Source organism: Pseudomonas sp. MYb118 (assembly GCF_040947875.1).
Lineage (GTDB): Bacteria > Pseudomonadota > Gammaproteobacteria > Pseudomonadales > Pseudomonadaceae > Aquipseudomonas.
On sequence record NZ_JBFRXN010000002.1, the window covers coordinates 667,021 to 682,939 of the forward strand.

Here is a 15,919-nt window from a genome sequence, read left to right on the forward strand (position 1 = left end):
GACTTCCCACGACCTTTCCCGGCGCGGCAACCTGACACCGCTGCATCCGCAGGAGGCCCCGGCCATGCATCAACCGAAAGCGGTCAAGCCCATCGTCAGTTTCCAGGACGTCACCAAGAGTTATGGCAACTTCACGGTGCTCGACCACTTGAATCTGGATGTCACGCCCGGTGAGAAAGTCGCGATCATCGGCCCCAGTGGCTCGGGCAAGTCCACGCTCTTGCGGGTGCTCATGACCCTGGAAGGCATCGACGACGGGGTGATCCGCATCGAAGATGACTTGCTGACCCACATGCCCAATCGCAATGGCGTGCTGGTGCCGGCCAACGACCGGCACATCCGCCGGGTGCGCGGCAAGATCGGCATGGTGTTCCAGAGCTTCAACCTGTTCCCGCACATGACCGCGTTGCAGAACGTGATCGAGGCCCCCGTGCAGGTACTGGGCATGAAACCGGCCGAAGCCCGCGAGCGCGCGGCGGACCTGCTGGAATTGGTGGGCCTGGGCAGCAAGCTGGGGCATTACCCTTCGCAGCTGTCCGGCGGCCAGCAACAACGGGTGGCGATTGCTCGCGCGCTGGCGATGCGGCCCAAGGTCATGCTGTTTGACGAAGTCACCTCGGCGCTCGACCCGGAGCTGTGCGGCGAAGTGCTCAACGTGATCCGCAAGCTCGGCGCCGAACACAATCTGACGATGCTGATGGTCACCCACCAGATGGGCTTCGCCCGCGAGTTCGCTGATCGCGTGTGCTTCTTCTACAAGGGGCAGATCCACGAACAGGGCACCCCGGCGCAGATCTTCGAGCATCCGCAGCAGGAAAGGACCTGCGCGTTTCTCAGTGCGGTGAAGGAGGCTAACTGAGCGGTTGGCCGACCTGGCCCCATCGCGAGCCTGCTCGCCCTGTAGGAGCGAGCAGGCTCGCGAAAGCGGTGTGTCAGGCAACGGTGATGTTGCATGTGCTGGCCTCATCGTCGGAACGCCGCCCGGAGCAAGCTCGCTCCTACAGGGCGGGCTTGCCCGCGAAAGCGGTGTGTCAGGCAGCGGTGATGTTGAATGTGCCGGCCCATTCGCGGGCAAGCCCGCTCCCACAGGTGCCCGGGTTGTGTCAGGCAAATGCAATCTACTGTGGGAGCGAGCCTGCTCGCGAAAGCGGTGTGTCAGGTAACGGTGATGTTGCATGTGCCCGCGAAAGCGGTGTGTCAGGCAATGGTGATGTTGGATGTGCCGGCCTCAGGGCGAGCCTGCTCGCGATGGGACCGGTAAAATTCACACAAAAAAAAAGCCCGATCATCAGATCGGGCTTTTTCATTGAGCCGGGTATCAAGGGTACTGCTGAACGTTACCCTGCTGCTGACCACCATACTGCTGACCCGGAATCGCCTTGAGGTTGACCTCTACGCGGCGGTTCTGGGCGCGGCCGTTGACGTCGGCGTTGCTGGCCACCGGGTTGTCCGGGCCGGCGCCACGGGAGCTCAGGTTGGCACCGCTGACGCCCTGCGAGGTCAGGTAGGTCGCCACGCTCTGGGCCCGACGCTGGGACAGGTCCATGTTGTGCTGGCGGCTGCCGGTGCTGTCGGTGTAGCCGACGATCTCGATCTGGTTCTGGTTGAATTCCTTCAGCGAGCCGGCCAGGTTGTTCAGCGGCTGGTAAAAGCTGGGGGCGATGTTCGCCGAATCGGTGGCGAAGGTGATGTTGCCCGGCATGATCAGCTTGATCTGGTCACCCTGACGCTGCACCTCAACACCGGTGTTGGCCATGCTGGCGCGCAGTTTCTTTTCCTGCTGGTCGGCGTAGTAACCGTAACCGGCAGCCGACGCACCGACGACTGCTGCGCCGATCAGCGCGCCCTTGCCACGGTTGTTGTGGTCAATCGCGGCACCGGCCAGGGCACCGGCCAATGCGCCCAGGCCGCCGTATTTGGCGGTTTTGCTCATGCCTTGGGAGCCCGTGTCGGCCTGCCCCTGGTTGTCGTATGGGTTGGGCGATGCACAACCGGACAGGATCGCCACGGCGGTAGCAGCAATGATCAGACGACTTTTGGTGAACATGAAGGTGCTCCTGGTTTTTCATTCTGTGGTGCAAGACATCGGCCTTGCGGGCGTTTGATCATTTCGCCCGATGAAAATTCCGCTTGTTACAAATCAGGCCCGCACGAACGGGTTCTCGCGCATTTCATCGCCCAGCCGCGTGTCCGGCCCATGCCCCGCCACTACGGTGGCTTCCTCGTCGAGGGTATACAGGCGCTGCTTGATCGAACGCACGATGGACGCCTGGTCACCGCCCCACAAGTCGGTGCGACCAACACCGCGACGGAACAACGTGTCGCCGGCAATCAGCAGCTTGGCGTCGGAGAACCAGAAGCTCATGGAGCCCGGCGTATGCCCGGGAGTATGCAGCGCCACGCCACAGCCACAGGCCAGTTCTTCATCATCGGCCAACCAGCGATCAGGGGGCGGCACCGGGGTATAAGGCACGCCGAACATCTGGCATTGCATTTCCAGGTTGTCCCAGAGGAATTGATCCTCCTTGTGCAGGTGCAGGGTCGCGCCGGTCTTTTCCTTCAACTGGCCGGACGCCAGGAAGTGATCGAGGTGCGCATGGGTGTGGATGATGCTGACCACCTTCAGGCCCAGGGCGTCGAGGCGGGCGAGGATCAACTCATGATTGCCCCCTGGGTCGACGACGATGGCCTTTTTCGTCACCGGATCGCCGATGATCGTGCAGTTGCACTGCAACGGGCCGACGGGGAAGGTTTCGCGGATCAGCTTGGTGTTTGCAGCGTCCATGGGTATTCCTGAAAAAAACGGGCTCGAGCACGACAGGCACGCGGCTTGCAGCCACTGCAATCCAGGCGTTTACCGCCGCTCTCGAAAAGACCCACCCAGCTTACCTCAATGGACGGAAATTGCGCTTCTGCTTGCCGAACGGCCCTCCTGCCTAGCGAATCTTGAAGCTGAACGTGTTCTTCACGCTCGCCACGGCCACCGCCTGGCCATTCACGATCCGGGGTTGATAGCGAAAACTTTTGGCCGCCGCCAGCGAAGGTTTGACGAACAACGGATGGCAGTCGCCCAGCACCTGGGGATCTTCGACCCGACCCTGGGCGTTTACCCGGTAGGCTACGGTGCATTCGCCTTCGATCTTGCGGTCCAGAGCGCGTTGCGGATAGTCCGGGGCCTGCTTGGCAATCGGCAGGTATTGGCTGTTCGCCGCCTCGGCCTCGGCTTGGGCCTGGGCGCGAGCGGCAGCGGCTCGGCTGTCGGCCTCGGCCTGGCGGGCCTGGGCCAGTTGCTGTTCGCGCTCGCGTTCCTGCGCCTGTCGCTGCTGCGTCTCGCGCGCCAGTTGCTCCTGGCGCCGGGTTTCTTCAGCGCGCTGCTGTTGTTCGCGCTTGAGCTGGCGGGCTTTTTCCTGGCGCTCCTGCTCGACCCGTTTGTACGCAAGGTCTGCCTGTTCCACGGGCGGCGCCGCGACCACCGGCTCCGGCGCAGGGGCCGGCGGGGTGATGACGGGCTGTGGCGGTGCTGGCGGCGCCACGACGGGCGCCGGGAGTTCAATCAGTTGGGTGGTCATGACCACCGACACGGCCGGCGTTAACGGCGAAGTCTGCGACAGATTGAGCAGCAACAGTGCCAGGCCAAGGTGCAAGGCCACCGCAGCGCCCAGGGCGACGCCATGTTCACGCCAGGCAAAACGGGGTGCATGCAGGTCCAGGGTCATGGTCATGGCGCTCATGTCAGGGAGCCTCGGTGATCAGCCCGAGACGGCTGACGCCACCGCGCTGCAGTTCGGCGATACCGGCCACCACGGCGGCGTAGTCGGCATGCTGGTCGGCACGCACGTACACCTGGGCCTCTGGGTAGCGGGCGACGATGGCGGCGATTTTTTCGCCCATCTGTTCCTTGTTCACGGCAGTGTCGGTCTGCGACACGACGTCCACTTCGCTGCCCAGGTTCCAGTAGTAGCTGCCGTCCGCTTTCACCGAAAGGGTGACGATGCGCTGTTCGCCCGGCGTCGGCAGGGCCTGGGCCGCGACCTTGGGCAGTTCGATCTGTACGCCCTGCACCAGCATCGGTGCGGTCACCATGAAGATCACCAGCAGCACCAGCATCACGTCGATATAGGGCACCACGTTCATTTCGGCCTTCAGGCCGTGTTTGCGAATCGGTCGAACCAGCATCGTCACACCCTCCTTATGCGGCCGCGGCCATGCTCGACGTCGCCCCATTGAGGCGACGGTGCAGACGGCCCTGCAGTTCGTTGCCAAATGCGTAGTAACGGGCGATCAGGGTCTGGCTGCGCGCGGAAAAACGGTTGTAGGCCATCACTGCCGGAATGGCGGCGAACAAGCCGATGGCGGTGGCGATCAAGGCTTCCGCGATGCCCGGCGCGACGGTCGACAGCGTCGCCTGCTGCACCATGGACAGGCCGAGGAAGGAATTCATGATCCCCCATACGGTGCCGAACAAGCCGATGTAGGGGCTCACCGAACCGACGGTGGCGAGAAATGGCAGGCCTTTTTCCAGACGTTCTTCCTGCTCGGCGATCACCACCGCCAGGCTGCGTTCCACGCCTTCGAGCACCGTGTCCGGGTGGCCGGCCGCGTACGGCTGGAACTGGTTGAAGCTCTGGTAGCCCGCCTGAAAAATGCGCTGCAAGGCCGCATCGGCCGGCAGTTGCTCCTGCGCGCTCTCGCGGTACAGGGCTCCGATTTCCTCGGTGCGAAAACGTTTGAGAAAATCCCTGGACAGTCGCTCACTGCGGCGCAGCACGCCGCCGCGCTGGACAATCAGGTACCAGCTGATCAGCGAGCCCAATACCAGGCACGCCATGACGGCCTGGACAACGAGGCTGGCGTCGCCGATCAGGCCCCAGACGGTCATATGTTCGAGATGAGCTTGGTTTTGCATGACGATTTCCTTGGTTGTCGCGAGCCACCCGGCTCATAGTTGAAGGCCCCGACGTTGCGCGCTGATGACAGGCGCAACGCCGCGCCAGTCACTCCAGGCCCAGCGCTTCGGCGACCGCCGACCAGGCCACGTACTTGTAGTTCTGGGTGCCTTCGGGCATCCGCTTGCGGCCGTCCTGCACTACCAGCAGGCCGTCGCTCCAGGGGCCACCGAGGTTGGCCGAAGTCACCTCCAGGCCGTCCGTCTGCGAAGCGCCGTCGATGCCCAGCTCGGCATTGAGGCCGACCCGGAAGCTGCCCCGCAGCCGGTACGGTGCCTGTGCTTCGAGCACCACGTAGCTGTCATTGCCCTGGCTCGAGATCAACAGATAGTCGCGCTGCTTGCCGTGATAGACGCCCAGGCCTTCGATGTCGTCCTTGAGCGGGCCTCCCACGGCGATGACCTTCGCAAGCTCGGTCGAAGCGTCCGCGCGCGCGCCCAGGGTCCAGACCGCCACATCTTCTTCGCCGATGTACAGGCGCTCGTTGCGGTCGTCAGCGACGCAGCCTTCGGGCTGGGTCTGGGTCTTGAACCGGCGCACCAGCTCGGCACTCGGCTTGCCACTGTCGCCGGCTAGGCGGTACTGCAGGAAGGTGCCGTCCTTGTCGTTGGCGATGGCGTGGATCGCGCCCTGACGGTCCTTGAACAGGCACAGGCCATAGATCTCGTGCAACGGGGTCGGCAGTTGGCCAATGTCACTCAGTTGGCCACTTGCCGGGTCGATGGCGAACAGGTGCAGGCTGTTGTGGTCACGGTTGCTGGCCACGGCCAGGTCCACCTGCCGCTTGCCCAGCTGGAATCCGGTACGCACATCAACATTGTTCAGGCGCCCGACTTGCAGGCTTTGTACTTGCTTGCCGGCCAGGTCATAGGCCAGCAGGCCGCCCTTCTTGTCGGTCCCGATCACCCGGCTGCGCTCGGGCTGACGCGTGTTGACCCAGATCGACGGATCGTCGGCAGCATCACCCAGGCTGGCGACGCCGTCGGTCTGCACTTGCGGAGCAACGTGCACGATGTCCGGCGCCTGCGCGACCGGCGCCGGCTTCCAGTTCAGGGCGGCTTTGCGGGCGCCCTCATCATCGACCAGCAGCAGTTCGAGGCCTTCGCTCGTGGCGCGGGCGCTCACTTGCTCCGGCTCGTCGAAGTCCTGCAGCTTGACCACGCCGGCCCGTTGCCACTGCTCGGCCGTGCGCTGGAACAGGTGCAGGTTGCCGGCGCTCGAGTCGAGCAGCAACAACGCCTCGGGCAATACCGCTACCCCGGCAGCCGAGGTTGCCAGCTCGCCAAAAGGCGCGACAAGCTCCACCGGTTCACGCTCCAGCGGCGCTTCGGCATCGGCCGGGTAACGCCAGAGACCGACGCTTTCTTCGTTCACGTAAAGGCTGGCGCTGCGGTCATCGACCTGACAGAAGCCGCTTTGCGGCGGCAGGCTCAGGGCACGGACCCTGAGCGCTTCGTCCAGCGGGCGACCGTTGCGGGCCACCAGCCATTGCTCGCCAATCCCCTCTTCGCCCACCAAAAACATAAAGTCGTTGCGCGCGCTGTCGCGGAACAGGCACAGCCCTTCGATGGCGAAGCGGGTTTTCGGCAGGTAATGCGTATTGCCCCAGCGATTGCCTTCCCAGCGCACCAGCAAGGCTTGCTGTTTCTTCTTGTCCAGGGTGGCGACCAGCACGCCACCGTCATCGCTGCGGTGGTCGAAGGCTTCAAAACGCCCCGGCAATTCACCGAGCACCTGCCCGTTGCGGTCAATGACCTGCAGGCCTTTGTCAGCGACCTGCAACCTTTCGGCCGTCGTCCGCGATGAGCCAACCGCCAACCATTGAGTGTTCTGTGTCGCCAGCAAGGCCGGATCGACGGTGATCGCCGGCACTGGCGATGCAAATCCCTGGCACGCGGCCAGGGCGATGCAGAGTCCCGACAGGGACCGAGTTAACTTACGCATGAAAAAAGGGTTCCAACCGGTGATCAAAAGTGCGTGAGGGTCAGGCCGACTTTGTAGGTCGGGCCGTACTCTTCGTACTGGGCGTTGTATTGGCGGCGACCGGTGTAGACGTAGTAGGACTCGTCGGTCAGGTTCTGCGCCTCGAAGGTCAGTTGCAGTTCGGGCGTAATGAAGTAGCCAGCCTTGAAGTCGACGAACAGCTGGTCATCGACATACTGATCCTGGCGCTTGTCGGCGACCGAACCGATTTCATACAGGTAGCTGGACTTGTAGTTGGCCGCCACGCGCATGTTGAATTGATCGTTTTCCCAGCCGACCATGAAGTTGCCGACGGTATCGGACTGGTTCGGCAGGTCGATGGAACGCTTGGCGCCCTGGCCCTGGATGTCCGCATCGGATTTGCTCATGGTCAGGTTGGCGCCTACCAGAACGCCGTTCCACGGCGCCGGCAACCAGTCGAATTTCTGCGAGTAGGCCAGTTCCAGGCCATACAGCTTGGCGCTCTTGCCGTTTTCGAAACTCAGCGCTTCGTCGAAATCGGCCCACCCTGCGGTGCCGGCCAGGTCGGTGTTGTAGATGAAGTTTTCGATGTCCTTGTAGAACAGGAAACCGGACACCACGCCGGCACGCCCCATGTAGTGCTCGATGCCGAGGTCGAAGTTCATCGACTCCAGGGGCTTGAGGTCCGGGTTGCCAAAGCTGGCATCGAAGCCATCAATGACGAAGCCCGGCGCCAATTGGCCGAACGTCGGACGCACCACGGTGTTGGTCCAGGCCGCGCGTACGGCGGTTGACGGCGTGATCTGGTAGCGCGCGTGCAGGCCCGGCAGCCAGTGGTCGTAACGGTTTTTGCTGTGGGTGCTTTCAAAGTTCTCGTCGCGCAGGCCGGTGCCCTTGGCTTCGAACTCGGTACCCTCGTAACGCAACCCGGCGATGAAGCGCCAGTCGTCGACGTCCAGGGTGTTCATCAGGTAGGCGGCGTTGATGTCTTCGCGCATGTCGAAGTCGTTGATGCGCGATTTCTCTTCGTCGTAGAAATCATTACGATCCAGGCCACCGATCAGGTTCTTGACCGCGCCGGCGCTGATGCCTCTGCCGAAGTTACCCAGGGAGTAATCGACATTGCTGCCCTGAAAGCCGGCCAGGCTGATGTCGTCGAAGTCATCGTAAACATAGACTTCGCTATCGCTGGTCTTGTCACGGCGGCTGAGCTTGCCGCCGAACTTGACCTGGGCCGCATTGCCGCGCAGGTCGTAGTCACGAGCCAGATCCAGGCGCACGTTCTTTTCCTTGTCCTTGCCATCGACCTTCTCGACTTCGACCTCATCGAGGGTGAAGGACGCTGGATCGTAGAAGGCGCTGCCGGTACTGAGCCGCGGTTTGCGCGTGCCGTAGAAGCCGACATCGGTAAAGTCGCCGACGAACTTGGCACCGGCGATACCGCCCGGATCTTTCTCGGTAGCCTGGCTGTAGCCGGCCTGTGCGCTGATGGTCCAGAGGTCGATCAGGCGTTCACCACCGAGCACGTAAGACTGGATTTCCTGAGTGTCTTTGCGCGATTTCAGGTCGCGCCAGCCCTCGGCGTCGCCCAGCGCGCCGGGGGCCTGGGGATCGGCAAATTCAACACCCGCGGCGTTACGCGTTTCGGTGTCCTTGAACTTGCTGTAAAGGGTGCGTAGGTAATAGCTGCTGTAGTCGTCGGCCTGATAATCGAAGTTCAGGCCCAGGCCGGTACGCTCGCGGGTGATCTGGTAGTCGCGCTGTTCCACTTCTTCCAGCCCGCCGTCATCGAAGTCCCAGGCGCCGCCGGTCTCGACGTTCTCCGAACCGAACTTGCGCTTTTGCCAGCTGAAGGCTGTCGCCACGCCGAAGTTATCGGTGCCATCGCCAAGGCTGAACCGATCGCTGATCGCGCCCGAAAATTTCGGGCTGTCCTTGCTCACATTGGTGTCGTGGCTGGCTTCGCCGGAGAGGGTGTAGAACAGGCCTTCATGGTCGAAGGCCGACAGGCTCTTGACCTCGATGGTGCCACCCAGGGAGTTGGCATCCATGTCCGGGGTCAGGCTCTTGACCACCGACAGCGACTGCACCAGTTCGGCCGGCAACACATCCAGCGCCACCGCGCGTCGATCACCTTCCGGTGCCGGCACCAGCGTGCCGTTGATGGTCACGCTGTTCAGATCGGGAGCGACGCCGCGCACGCTGACGAAACGACCTTCGCCCTGATCGCGCTCCACCGACACCCCCGGAATGCGTTGCAGGGCTTCGGCGGCGTTGTCGTCCGGCAATTGACCGACACCATCGGCGTGCACGACGCTTTTGATGGAGTCCGAGTTTTTCTGCTCGGCCAGCGCTTTTTCGATGCTCGCGGCCTGGCCGATGACATCGACGCGCTCGATCGCTTCTTCAGCCCAGGCTGGTGCCGCACTGATGGCAAAGGTCAGCAGGCTGACCTTGAATCCGGTAATACGGGTTTGACGAACTGGCATTGCCACCTTGAATTCCCTCATTCCAATAGCCCCTGGCGACACCAGGAATGGCAGCGGACGTTAGAAATCCTTTGTGGCATTCACGTGACACGATTCGGCGCACAGGCTCTAAATCGCTATTTTTTGCCGGTTTTCAGCGCCATTTGAGCTCAAATGACCCCCAACGCTGACGGGGTGCGCAATCTATCCATAGACCTGCTCGTCGTGATCTTCGCGTGCAAACCCAGGCGCACAGCACCCCTCGCTGAATTCAACCTGAAAAAAAGCCACGGATCGCCCCACCTTGCCTGAGCCCAATCGACCCCCCTCCCGGTAACCGCACCGTCATGTGGCTTTGTTTCCGTGACGCCCCATCAAGTCATCGGATTCATCGAGGAACCCCTGCATGCATCGCCCCCTTTTACTGGCCACATTCATCACTTGCGCCCTGCTCACTCCCGCCGCCCAGGCAAACGAAAACCCGGTGCCGCGCTCCGTCGGGCAACCCTATGCAGCCGGCAGCCTGGCCGACCGTATCGTGCTGACGCCGGGGGCCAACGCGTCAACGCAAATGGCCGTGACCTTCCGCACTGATCTGCAGCAAGCCACCGGCCTGCTGGAGTTCGGTCCTGCCCTGGCGGGGCCACAGGTCACTGCCCAGGTGCAACAGCTGACCGGCGAAACACGCAGGCTGGACGGCGAGAACGGTCCATCGCTGTTCCATCAGGTGCGCCTGGAGAAACTCACGCCGGACACCGCCTACGTCTATCGCGTCAAAGGCAGTGCGGGCTGGAGCGAATGGCAGCAGTTCCGTACCGCCAGGGCGAGCTTCGCCCCGTTCACCTTCCTGTATCTGGGCGACACCCAGAATGACATTCTGGCCAAGGCATCGCGCACCATTCGCCAGGCATTGCGCAGCGTCGCGCACCCGGCGCTGGTGGTACATGCCGGTGACTTGGTGGCCTCGCGCGAAGAACTGGCCCACGACGATGAATGGGGTGAATGGAACCAGGCGGGCGGCTGGGCCTATGCGGCCATCCCGCAACTGACGGCGGCCGGCAACCACGAATACCTCGATACCCTGCTGCCCGACGGCTCGGAAGGCCGCAACCTGAGCCCACACTTCCCGGCGCAGTTCGCCCTGCCCCGCAATGGTGCCCAGGGCGTGCCCGACACCAGCTACGTCAGCGACTTCCAGGGGGTGCGCTTCGTGGTGCTGGACGGCACGTCGGCACTGGACCTGGGCACTCTGCCGGCGCAAACGCACTGGCTGGAAGAGGCCCTGAAATCCAGCAAGGCCACCTGGAACATCGTGGTCATGCATCAGCCGATCTTCACCTGCGCGCGTCCGGAAGACACCGAGCCATTGAAAACGGCGTGGAAACCCCTGTTTGATCGCTACAAGGTCGATCTGGTACTGCAAGGCCATGACCATTGCTACAGCCGCCTGACCCACGCCGAGGGCCGCGATGCGACGCGCAAGGCGCTCAAGGCCAACCAGGCGATCGGGCCGGTTTACATGGTTTCGGTCACCGGTTCGAAGATGTACGGCCTCAACGATCGCGCGCGTACCCAGCCTGATCGCAGCGCCGAAGACACCCAACTGTTCCAGACCATTGCGGTGGAACAGAACCGCCTCGGCATTCGCACCTACACCGCCGACAACCGGCTGTACGACGCCTTCGATATCCAGCGCGACGCCAAGGGCAGGAAAGTCCTGCACGAACCCAAGCTGCACAAACAGGCTGAACGCTTTTGCAACGGCGAGACCGGCCCCGATGGCTTGCCGTGCACCGGGAGGGCCAAGTAAGTGCAATCGGTTTGCAATATTCGCCGCGCATCCTCCCAGGATTCGGCGCAGCCCCTGCTGCGTGCAAGGAGGCGCAGCATGAAGTCGCAGTTGAAGATGCACAGCCTGACTCTGGTCGGCCTGTTCCTGGCCGCCAACTGCGGCCTGCTGATCTACCTGGCAGCCGGTGAAACCAAGCACTGGGCCGAGATCAACTGGATGGACGTGGCCGGCGAAGGCGGTACGGCGGTCATCTGGTTCGGCTGGCTGATCATGTTGCTGCGCGCTCGCCCCGCCGGCAGCGTGACGCGGCAACTGGCCCTGGGCTTGTGCTGCCTGACCTTCTCGATGTGGATGGACACCCTCGACGAGTTCATCCGCCTGCCTGCCGAGGCCACCTGGGATAACTGGCTGGAAACCGCGCCGATGCCATTGGGCATGCTGTTGCTGACCCTCGGCATGTATCACCTGCATCGCGAACAGCAGGCGATCAACGTGCAGATGAGCAAGCGCGAAAAACTGTTTCGCGACCATCGCCTGTTTGACCATCTGACGCCGCTGTCGGGTGCCCAGTACTTGCGCCAGCACTTGCGCCAGGTCCTGGACAAGGCGGAAAACCGTGAGCGGCCGCTGTCACTGATTGCCATCGACCTCGACGACTTCAGCCTGATCAACCAGCGCCACGGCCAGGAAGAAGGCGACCAGGTGTTGCAGGTCACCGCACAGGTGCTGCTGTTCAACCTGCGCCAGCGCGATATGCTCTGCCGCCTGGCCGGCGACCGCTTCGTCGCCGTATTGCCCGACACGGGCGAAGCCCAGGCAAGAACAATCGCGCAAGACATGCGCCAGAGCATCGCCAGCCTGGGCCACCGCACCCAGCGCGATGGTGAGCGCCTGCACCTGCAAGCCACCGTGGCGGTGGTGATGGCACAGGATGAAGATGAAGCGCAGCTGCTCAAGCGCCTCAATACCGCGCTGGCGCAAGCCAAGCCTCGCCTGGCGCGCAGCGCATGACAGGCCTTGCACCGGATGCCGATGGCGCCTACGACTGCGACCAGCGCTTCATTGCCGCCCATCATCTACCCGCGGTGCTGATTGATATGGCGCGCGCTCGCCATATCGACACCCATCATCTGTTGCGCGGCAGCGAGTTGTTCTATGAGGACATCCTGACCGGGCGCGCACTGATCAGCCCACGGCAGTGCCTGCGTCTGTTCGCCAATGCGCGTCGCCTGCTGCACGCCGCCGACACCAGCTTCCTGTTCGGCCAACGCCTGTGGCCCGGCCATTACGGCGCGAGCAGCGCCCTGCTGGAGCAGGCTGACCACCTGCTCCAGGCCCTGGAGCTGATCCGCGATTACCGCCCGTTACTGTCGCCCTTGCTGACGCCCGTGATGCACCTGGACGATCACCATCTGCATCTGTACTGGCGCGACAGCTGCGGCGCGGACGACCTGAGCACCTTCCTCCTGGAAGCGAGCATGACAGGCATCGTCGCCCTCGCCCGTCGCCAGCAGGGCGAGCGCCTGCCCTGGCGTTTCCAGTTTGCCTATCCAGAGCCCGGCTATGTGGAACAGTACTGGGTGCATCTGGGGGACGAGCTGAGCTTTGACCGCCCTTCCACGGTCATGAGCCTGCCCCGCGAGTACCTGCTGCGCCCTTGGCCGAGCAGCGGCTCGACCGCCGCACAAGTAGCCCGGCAAAGCTGCAACGAGCAGTTGCAGGCCTGGGGCTGGTCATGCAGTTTCCTCGACAGGGTTCACGAACACCTCAACCGGCATATTCGCCAGCCCTTGAGCCTGGAGCGGGTAGCGGCGGCGTTCGACACCAGCCCGGCGTCATTCAAGCGGCGGCTGGCCAGGCACGGCACGCACTTTCAGGAACAACTCGACCTGAGCCGGCGCGATCTCGCGCTGTACCTCTATCAGGTCAAGGGTTACAGCAATGAAGAAGTGGCGTTACACCTGGGCTTCAACGATGTGACCAACTTCCGTCGCTCGTTCAAGCGCTGGACGGGGCGGACACCCAGTGAGCTGGGCGGGATGCTCTGGACCTGAGGCCGACATTGCGCCGTGAGCGCCCTGCCTGCCGCGGCCAGTGAACGGTTATACCAACACCCCCAATTCCTTGGCCCGCGCCACCGCCTGGGTCCGTCGCTCGACCCCCAGCTTGCTGTTGATGTGGCTGGCGTGGGTTTTGACCGTGTGCAGGGAAATGAACAGCTGATCGCTGATTTCCTGGTTCGAGCAGCCTTGGGCGATGAGTTTGAGTACTGCCAGATTTCTCACGCGCAGTCGGACAGAGACCGGCGAGGTACGAGGGAATCGGTCAGTACTGGTGATCCGATTGAAAAATCTTGCGGGAAGATAGAATCGCATCTAACCTTGAATGACTATCAACAGCGCTTGATAGTCATTCAATAAATGGAGTTTTTACATGGACGCAAACTTTGCTGACCCGCTTTCCGACGCCTTCACACAAGCTCGCCAAGGCAAGACTTTCAATGATGCTCGGCGTAACACAATGCTCAAGAACCTGTACATCGCGATAGCCGCAGGATGCGGTGTGCCTGTTCACCCACTCCGTCCCCCTTGTGGCTGGAACTGGTAAGTCAATGAGATCAAGGCCCTCCTGAAACAGGGGGGCTTTTACGTTAAGGACAACGTATGCGTGTATGGTCGATCAATGAGCCCGTGCCGACGGGTTTGCCAGAGTTTGTAAAAACCAGCTTCGAGGGCGTGTCTCCCTATCTGCGTAATTTCTTGACTGCGCAGCATCCTCATAGGAATGGTGTGATGTGTCCATTCATGCCCAAGGCTTTGGCAGACAACAATATTCATCTCACCTATTTCGAGACGCAAGGCACTGACAAGCAACTGCTCGAGCTGATTCGTGGATGCGTGGCATTCTACAAGCAGCGGACGACCCCATCGTTCGGCGCTGTAATCATACTTTTGGAAGAAGGTTTTGATATTGTCCGTTTGCTGCGCGTACACATTGCCGCTAAACCTGACTGCATCAGAGAAGAGCTGATGATTGGAGCCTTGTACAAAGACAGCCAGGCTCCGAGTCTCCACGCTAATAACTATTTCCCGCTACGCACGCCAAGTCCCACACTGGTGCTCAGGGACCTCACTGCTCAGGACCTCCAGTTCCTGACCCCAGGTCATTACGGTTTGTTCTCCAAACTGAAGTTTCTGAATTCATTCATTGGGAAATTCTCGGGGGCGCATTTGAAGGGATACGCCAAAGCGAAGGTTTCGGAGGCGGTGATACTTCGTCGGCGCTATCTACTGAAACTGGGAATTGGCGGGAGCCTGGTCATATTGCTTGCGTCACTGTGCAGCGTGTTCTGGATTTGAGTGGGGACGTTCATGGATAGTGATTGGCGGATGGTCGCTGCATTTGGGTTCACCATTACCCAACAGGTGTTACTCGCTCTTTCAACGTATTACATTGCTCAAGCAGGTCTGGCCTTGGGTGATGGGCGTGTGGAACAAGTGTTTGTCTTTGTGACTCTGTTCTTCCTGTTAGCCTTGCTAGGCTATGTGGCCAGCTCAGCTGCTAGCCTCTTTACCAACCTTGCATCAAATGCCGCGTGGCATCGGTATTCTTTTTCAACGCTGGTAAAATCGACCGCGAGTCTACGTTACGCCAGCGACAAAAATCGCAAAGCCATCTCTCAGTGGCTCGGCGGCGAAGCACTATCAACCCTGGGCTACGCTTGTGAGTTCTATATTGGGTTTGTTTCAGTAAGTTTGAACGTAGCGTTAACCCTGCTGGTCTTTTACATCTCCATAGGTTGGCAAATCGCCCTCGTCATGGCGGCCTCATTGACGGTCTCTTTGTTGTTCGTAATTGTTTTGCGTCATCGCATTGAGCGGTCAGCAGGGGAAATGCAACGTCGTAAGTTAGAAGCACTGCTCACGGTCGAGTGGACGTGGGGACTCGCTATGTTCGGCAGTCGGGCGATGCGTCAACAGGGTTTCAGTGAACTGGACGACAAAACCGGCCGGTATTTTGCCGAGGTCAACCGATACGTGGCTTTAGAACAAGCCGTCGCGTGTCTTCCCATCATCGTCGCCACCGTGTCCGTGATGCTGCTGCTTGAGTACTCGAGCCTGTTCACGTTGGCCTCAATGGGTGCGCTGGTGGCCGTACTCCCTCGCAGCTTGCAAGTCTTTGGCAGCGTTCACGCATTGAGCATCTATTTGAGCCAGTTTTATTTGGTGCGGGCGAAGCTACGTAATCTCGAGGCGTTCTCCAGCACACTGGATGACTACAATATGAGCCTGACTTCCCTTCAAGCTGTCAGTGTCTGCGAAACCGATTCGACCAGGATTATTCTGCCATTAGCGCTCATTCAACGGCTGTCCAGTCCCGAGATCGGCGGGGGCAGGTATACCGTGACTGGCAAGAACGGGTCGGGCAAATCAACATTCTTGAAGTTGATCAAACAAGGCCTCCCTGATGCGCTGTTGATGACTCCAGACGCAAAATTTTCAGGCAAGGGGGAGGGATTGTCGACTGGACAGTTGCGGATTCAAGAAGTCGAGAATGCACTTTCTTCAGGGGCTCCAATCCTTTTACTGGATGAATGGGATGCCAACCTGGACGAAGACAACAGCAACGCAATCGACTCTCTACTCGATAAAGCCGCAAAGCAAATCATCATCGTCGAAGTGCGTCACGTTCGGCAGGGACGGGCAGTTTCGAGTCTTTGAGTGGCTTTTGCACATGAGAGCATTAACGGATTTGCTGACCGTTAAGAC

At 61.2% G+C, this 15,919-nt stretch carries 13 protein-coding genes and 1 pseudogene; 6 read left to right on the forward strand and 8 right to left on the reverse strand.

The features are described 5' to 3' along the window. The first annotated feature begins 64 nt into the window (after positions 1-64). The gene (gene ehuA / locus ABVN20_RS08820) at positions 65-859 is read left to right on the forward strand and encodes an ectoine/hydroxyectoine ABC transporter ATP-binding protein EhuA (RefSeq protein WP_368557684.1); all 795 of its coding nucleotides are present in this window, start codon (positions 65-67) and stop codon (positions 857-859) included. A gap of 459 nt (positions 860-1,318) precedes the next feature. Here ehuA and ABVN20_RS08825 read toward each other — a convergent pair whose 3' ends face one another. The 7 genes from ABVN20_RS08825 to ABVN20_RS08855 all read right to left on the reverse strand — a co-directional run bounded on the left by ABVN20_RS08825 (position 1,319) and on the right by ABVN20_RS08855 (position 9,379). Next, entirely contained in the window at positions 1,319-2,047 is a 729-nt protein-coding gene (locus ABVN20_RS08825; RefSeq protein ID WP_368555273.1) for an OmpA family protein, read from the reverse strand. 93 nt (positions 2,048-2,140) lie between these two features. Further along, a complete protein-coding gene (locus ABVN20_RS08830; RefSeq protein ID WP_368555274.1) occupies positions 2,141-2,785 on the reverse strand; it encodes an MBL fold metallo-hydrolase in 645 nt (214 codons plus the stop codon). A gap of 151 nt (positions 2,786-2,936) precedes the next feature. Continuing rightward, entirely contained in the window at positions 2,937-3,731 is a 795-nt protein-coding gene (locus ABVN20_RS08835) for a TonB family protein (RefSeq protein WP_368555275.1), read from the reverse strand. 1 nt (position 3,732) lies between these two features. Next, the gene (tolR, locus tag ABVN20_RS08840) at positions 3,733-4,176 is read right to left on the reverse strand and encodes a protein TolR (RefSeq protein WP_368555276.1); all 444 of its coding nucleotides are present in this window, start codon (positions 4,174-4,176) and stop codon (positions 3,733-3,735) included. Positions 4,177-4,189: 13 nt separating this feature from the next. Next, a complete protein-coding gene (gene tolQ / locus ABVN20_RS08845; RefSeq protein ID WP_368555277.1) occupies positions 4,190-4,906 on the reverse strand; it encodes a protein TolQ in 717 nt (238 codons plus the stop codon). 88 nt (positions 4,907-4,994) lie between these two features. Beyond that, positions 4,995-6,890 (reverse strand): phytase, encoded by a 1,896-nt coding sequence (locus ABVN20_RS08850; protein WP_368555278.1) that lies wholly within the window; start codon positions 6,888-6,890, stop codon positions 4,995-4,997. Between the two features lie 23 nt (positions 6,891-6,913). Beyond that, positions 6,914-9,379 carry a TonB-dependent receptor gene (locus tag ABVN20_RS08855; protein WP_368555279.1) on the reverse strand — a complete coding sequence of 822 codons (2,466 nt, stop codon included), beginning with the start codon at positions 9,377-9,379 and terminating at the stop codon, positions 6,914-6,916. A 385-nt stretch (positions 9,380-9,764) separates the two neighbouring features. Here ABVN20_RS08855 and ABVN20_RS08860 point away from each other — a divergent pair, with 385 nt between their 5' ends. The 3 genes from ABVN20_RS08860 to ABVN20_RS08870 all read left to right on the forward strand — a co-directional run bounded on the left by ABVN20_RS08860 (position 9,765) and on the right by ABVN20_RS08870 (position 13,204). Further along, positions 9,765-11,168: a metallophosphoesterase gene (locus tag ABVN20_RS08860; protein ID WP_368555280.1), complete on the forward strand. Its 1,404-nt coding sequence runs from the start codon at positions 9,765-9,767 to the stop codon at positions 11,166-11,168. Positions 11,169-11,246: 78 nt separating this feature from the next. After that, complete coding sequence (locus tag ABVN20_RS08865; protein ID WP_368555281.1) at positions 11,247-12,161, forward strand: GGDEF domain-containing protein; 915 nt, start codon at positions 11,247-11,249, stop codon at positions 12,159-12,161. Continuing rightward, positions 12,158-13,204 carry an AraC family transcriptional regulator ligand-binding domain-containing protein gene (locus tag ABVN20_RS08870; RefSeq protein ID WP_368555282.1) on the forward strand — a complete coding sequence of 349 codons (1,047 nt, stop codon included), beginning with the start codon at positions 12,158-12,160 and terminating at the stop codon, positions 13,202-13,204. Before ABVN20_RS08865 ends, ABVN20_RS08870 begins: the two co-directional genes overlap by 4 nt. A gap of 48 nt (positions 13,205-13,252) precedes the next feature. Here the strand turns inward: ABVN20_RS08870 and ABVN20_RS08875 are convergent. Beyond that, a pseudogene (locus tag ABVN20_RS08875) lies at positions 13,253-13,426 on the reverse strand (response regulator transcription factor); the annotation flags it as partial. Between the two features lie 387 nt (positions 13,427-13,813). On the opposite strand from ABVN20_RS08875, the gene ABVN20_RS08880 reads away from it, so the two are divergent. Both ABVN20_RS08880 and ABVN20_RS08885 read left to right on the forward strand, forming a co-directional pair. Further along, entirely contained in the window at positions 13,814-14,509 is a 696-nt protein-coding gene (locus tag ABVN20_RS08880) for a DUF6875 domain-containing protein (RefSeq protein WP_368555283.1), read from the forward strand. 12 nt (positions 14,510-14,521) lie between these two features. Further along, the gene (locus ABVN20_RS08885; protein ID WP_368555284.1) at positions 14,522-15,871 is read left to right on the forward strand and encodes a hypothetical protein; all 1,350 of its coding nucleotides are present in this window, start codon (positions 14,522-14,524) and stop codon (positions 15,869-15,871) included. Positions 15,872-15,919: the final 48 nt, after the last annotated feature.

Coding starts and splice junctions, on each gene's coding strand:
- ehuA (WP_368557684.1), top strand. CDS start 65: ATGCATCAACCGAAAGCGGTCAAGCCCATCGTCAGTTTCCAGGACGTC.
- ABVN20_RS08825 (WP_368555273.1), bottom strand. CDS start 2,047: ATGTTCACCAAAAGTCGTCTGATCATTGCTGCTACCGCCGTGGCGATC.
- ABVN20_RS08830 (WP_368555274.1), bottom strand. CDS start 2,785: ATGGACGCTGCAAACACCAAGCTGATCCGCGAAACCTTCCCCGTCGGC.
- ABVN20_RS08835 (WP_368555275.1), bottom strand. CDS start 3,731: ATGAGCGCCATGACCATGACCCTGGACCTGCATGCACCCCGTTTTGCC.
- tolR (WP_368555276.1), bottom strand. CDS start 4,176: ATGCTGGTTCGACCGATTCGCAAACACGGCCTGAAGGCCGAAATGAAC.
- tolQ (WP_368555277.1), bottom strand. CDS start 4,906: ATGCAAAACCAAGCTCATCTCGAACATATGACCGTCTGGGGCCTGATC.
- ABVN20_RS08850 (WP_368555278.1), bottom strand. CDS start 6,890: ATGCGTAAGTTAACTCGGTCCCTGTCGGGACTCTGCATCGCCCTGGCC.
- ABVN20_RS08855 (WP_368555279.1), bottom strand. CDS start 9,379: ATGCCAGTTCGTCAAACCCGTATTACCGGATTCAAGGTCAGCCTGCTG.
- ABVN20_RS08860 (WP_368555280.1), top strand. CDS start 9,765: ATGCATCGCCCCCTTTTACTGGCCACATTCATCACTTGCGCCCTGCTC.
- ABVN20_RS08865 (WP_368555281.1), top strand. CDS start 11,247: ATGAAGTCGCAGTTGAAGATGCACAGCCTGACTCTGGTCGGCCTGTTC.
- ABVN20_RS08870 (WP_368555282.1), top strand. CDS start 12,158: ATGACAGGCCTTGCACCGGATGCCGATGGCGCCTACGACTGCGACCAG.
- ABVN20_RS08880 (WP_368555283.1), top strand. CDS start 13,814: ATGCGTGTATGGTCGATCAATGAGCCCGTGCCGACGGGTTTGCCAGAG.
- ABVN20_RS08885 (WP_368555284.1), top strand. CDS start 14,522: ATGGATAGTGATTGGCGGATGGTCGCTGCATTTGGGTTCACCATTACC.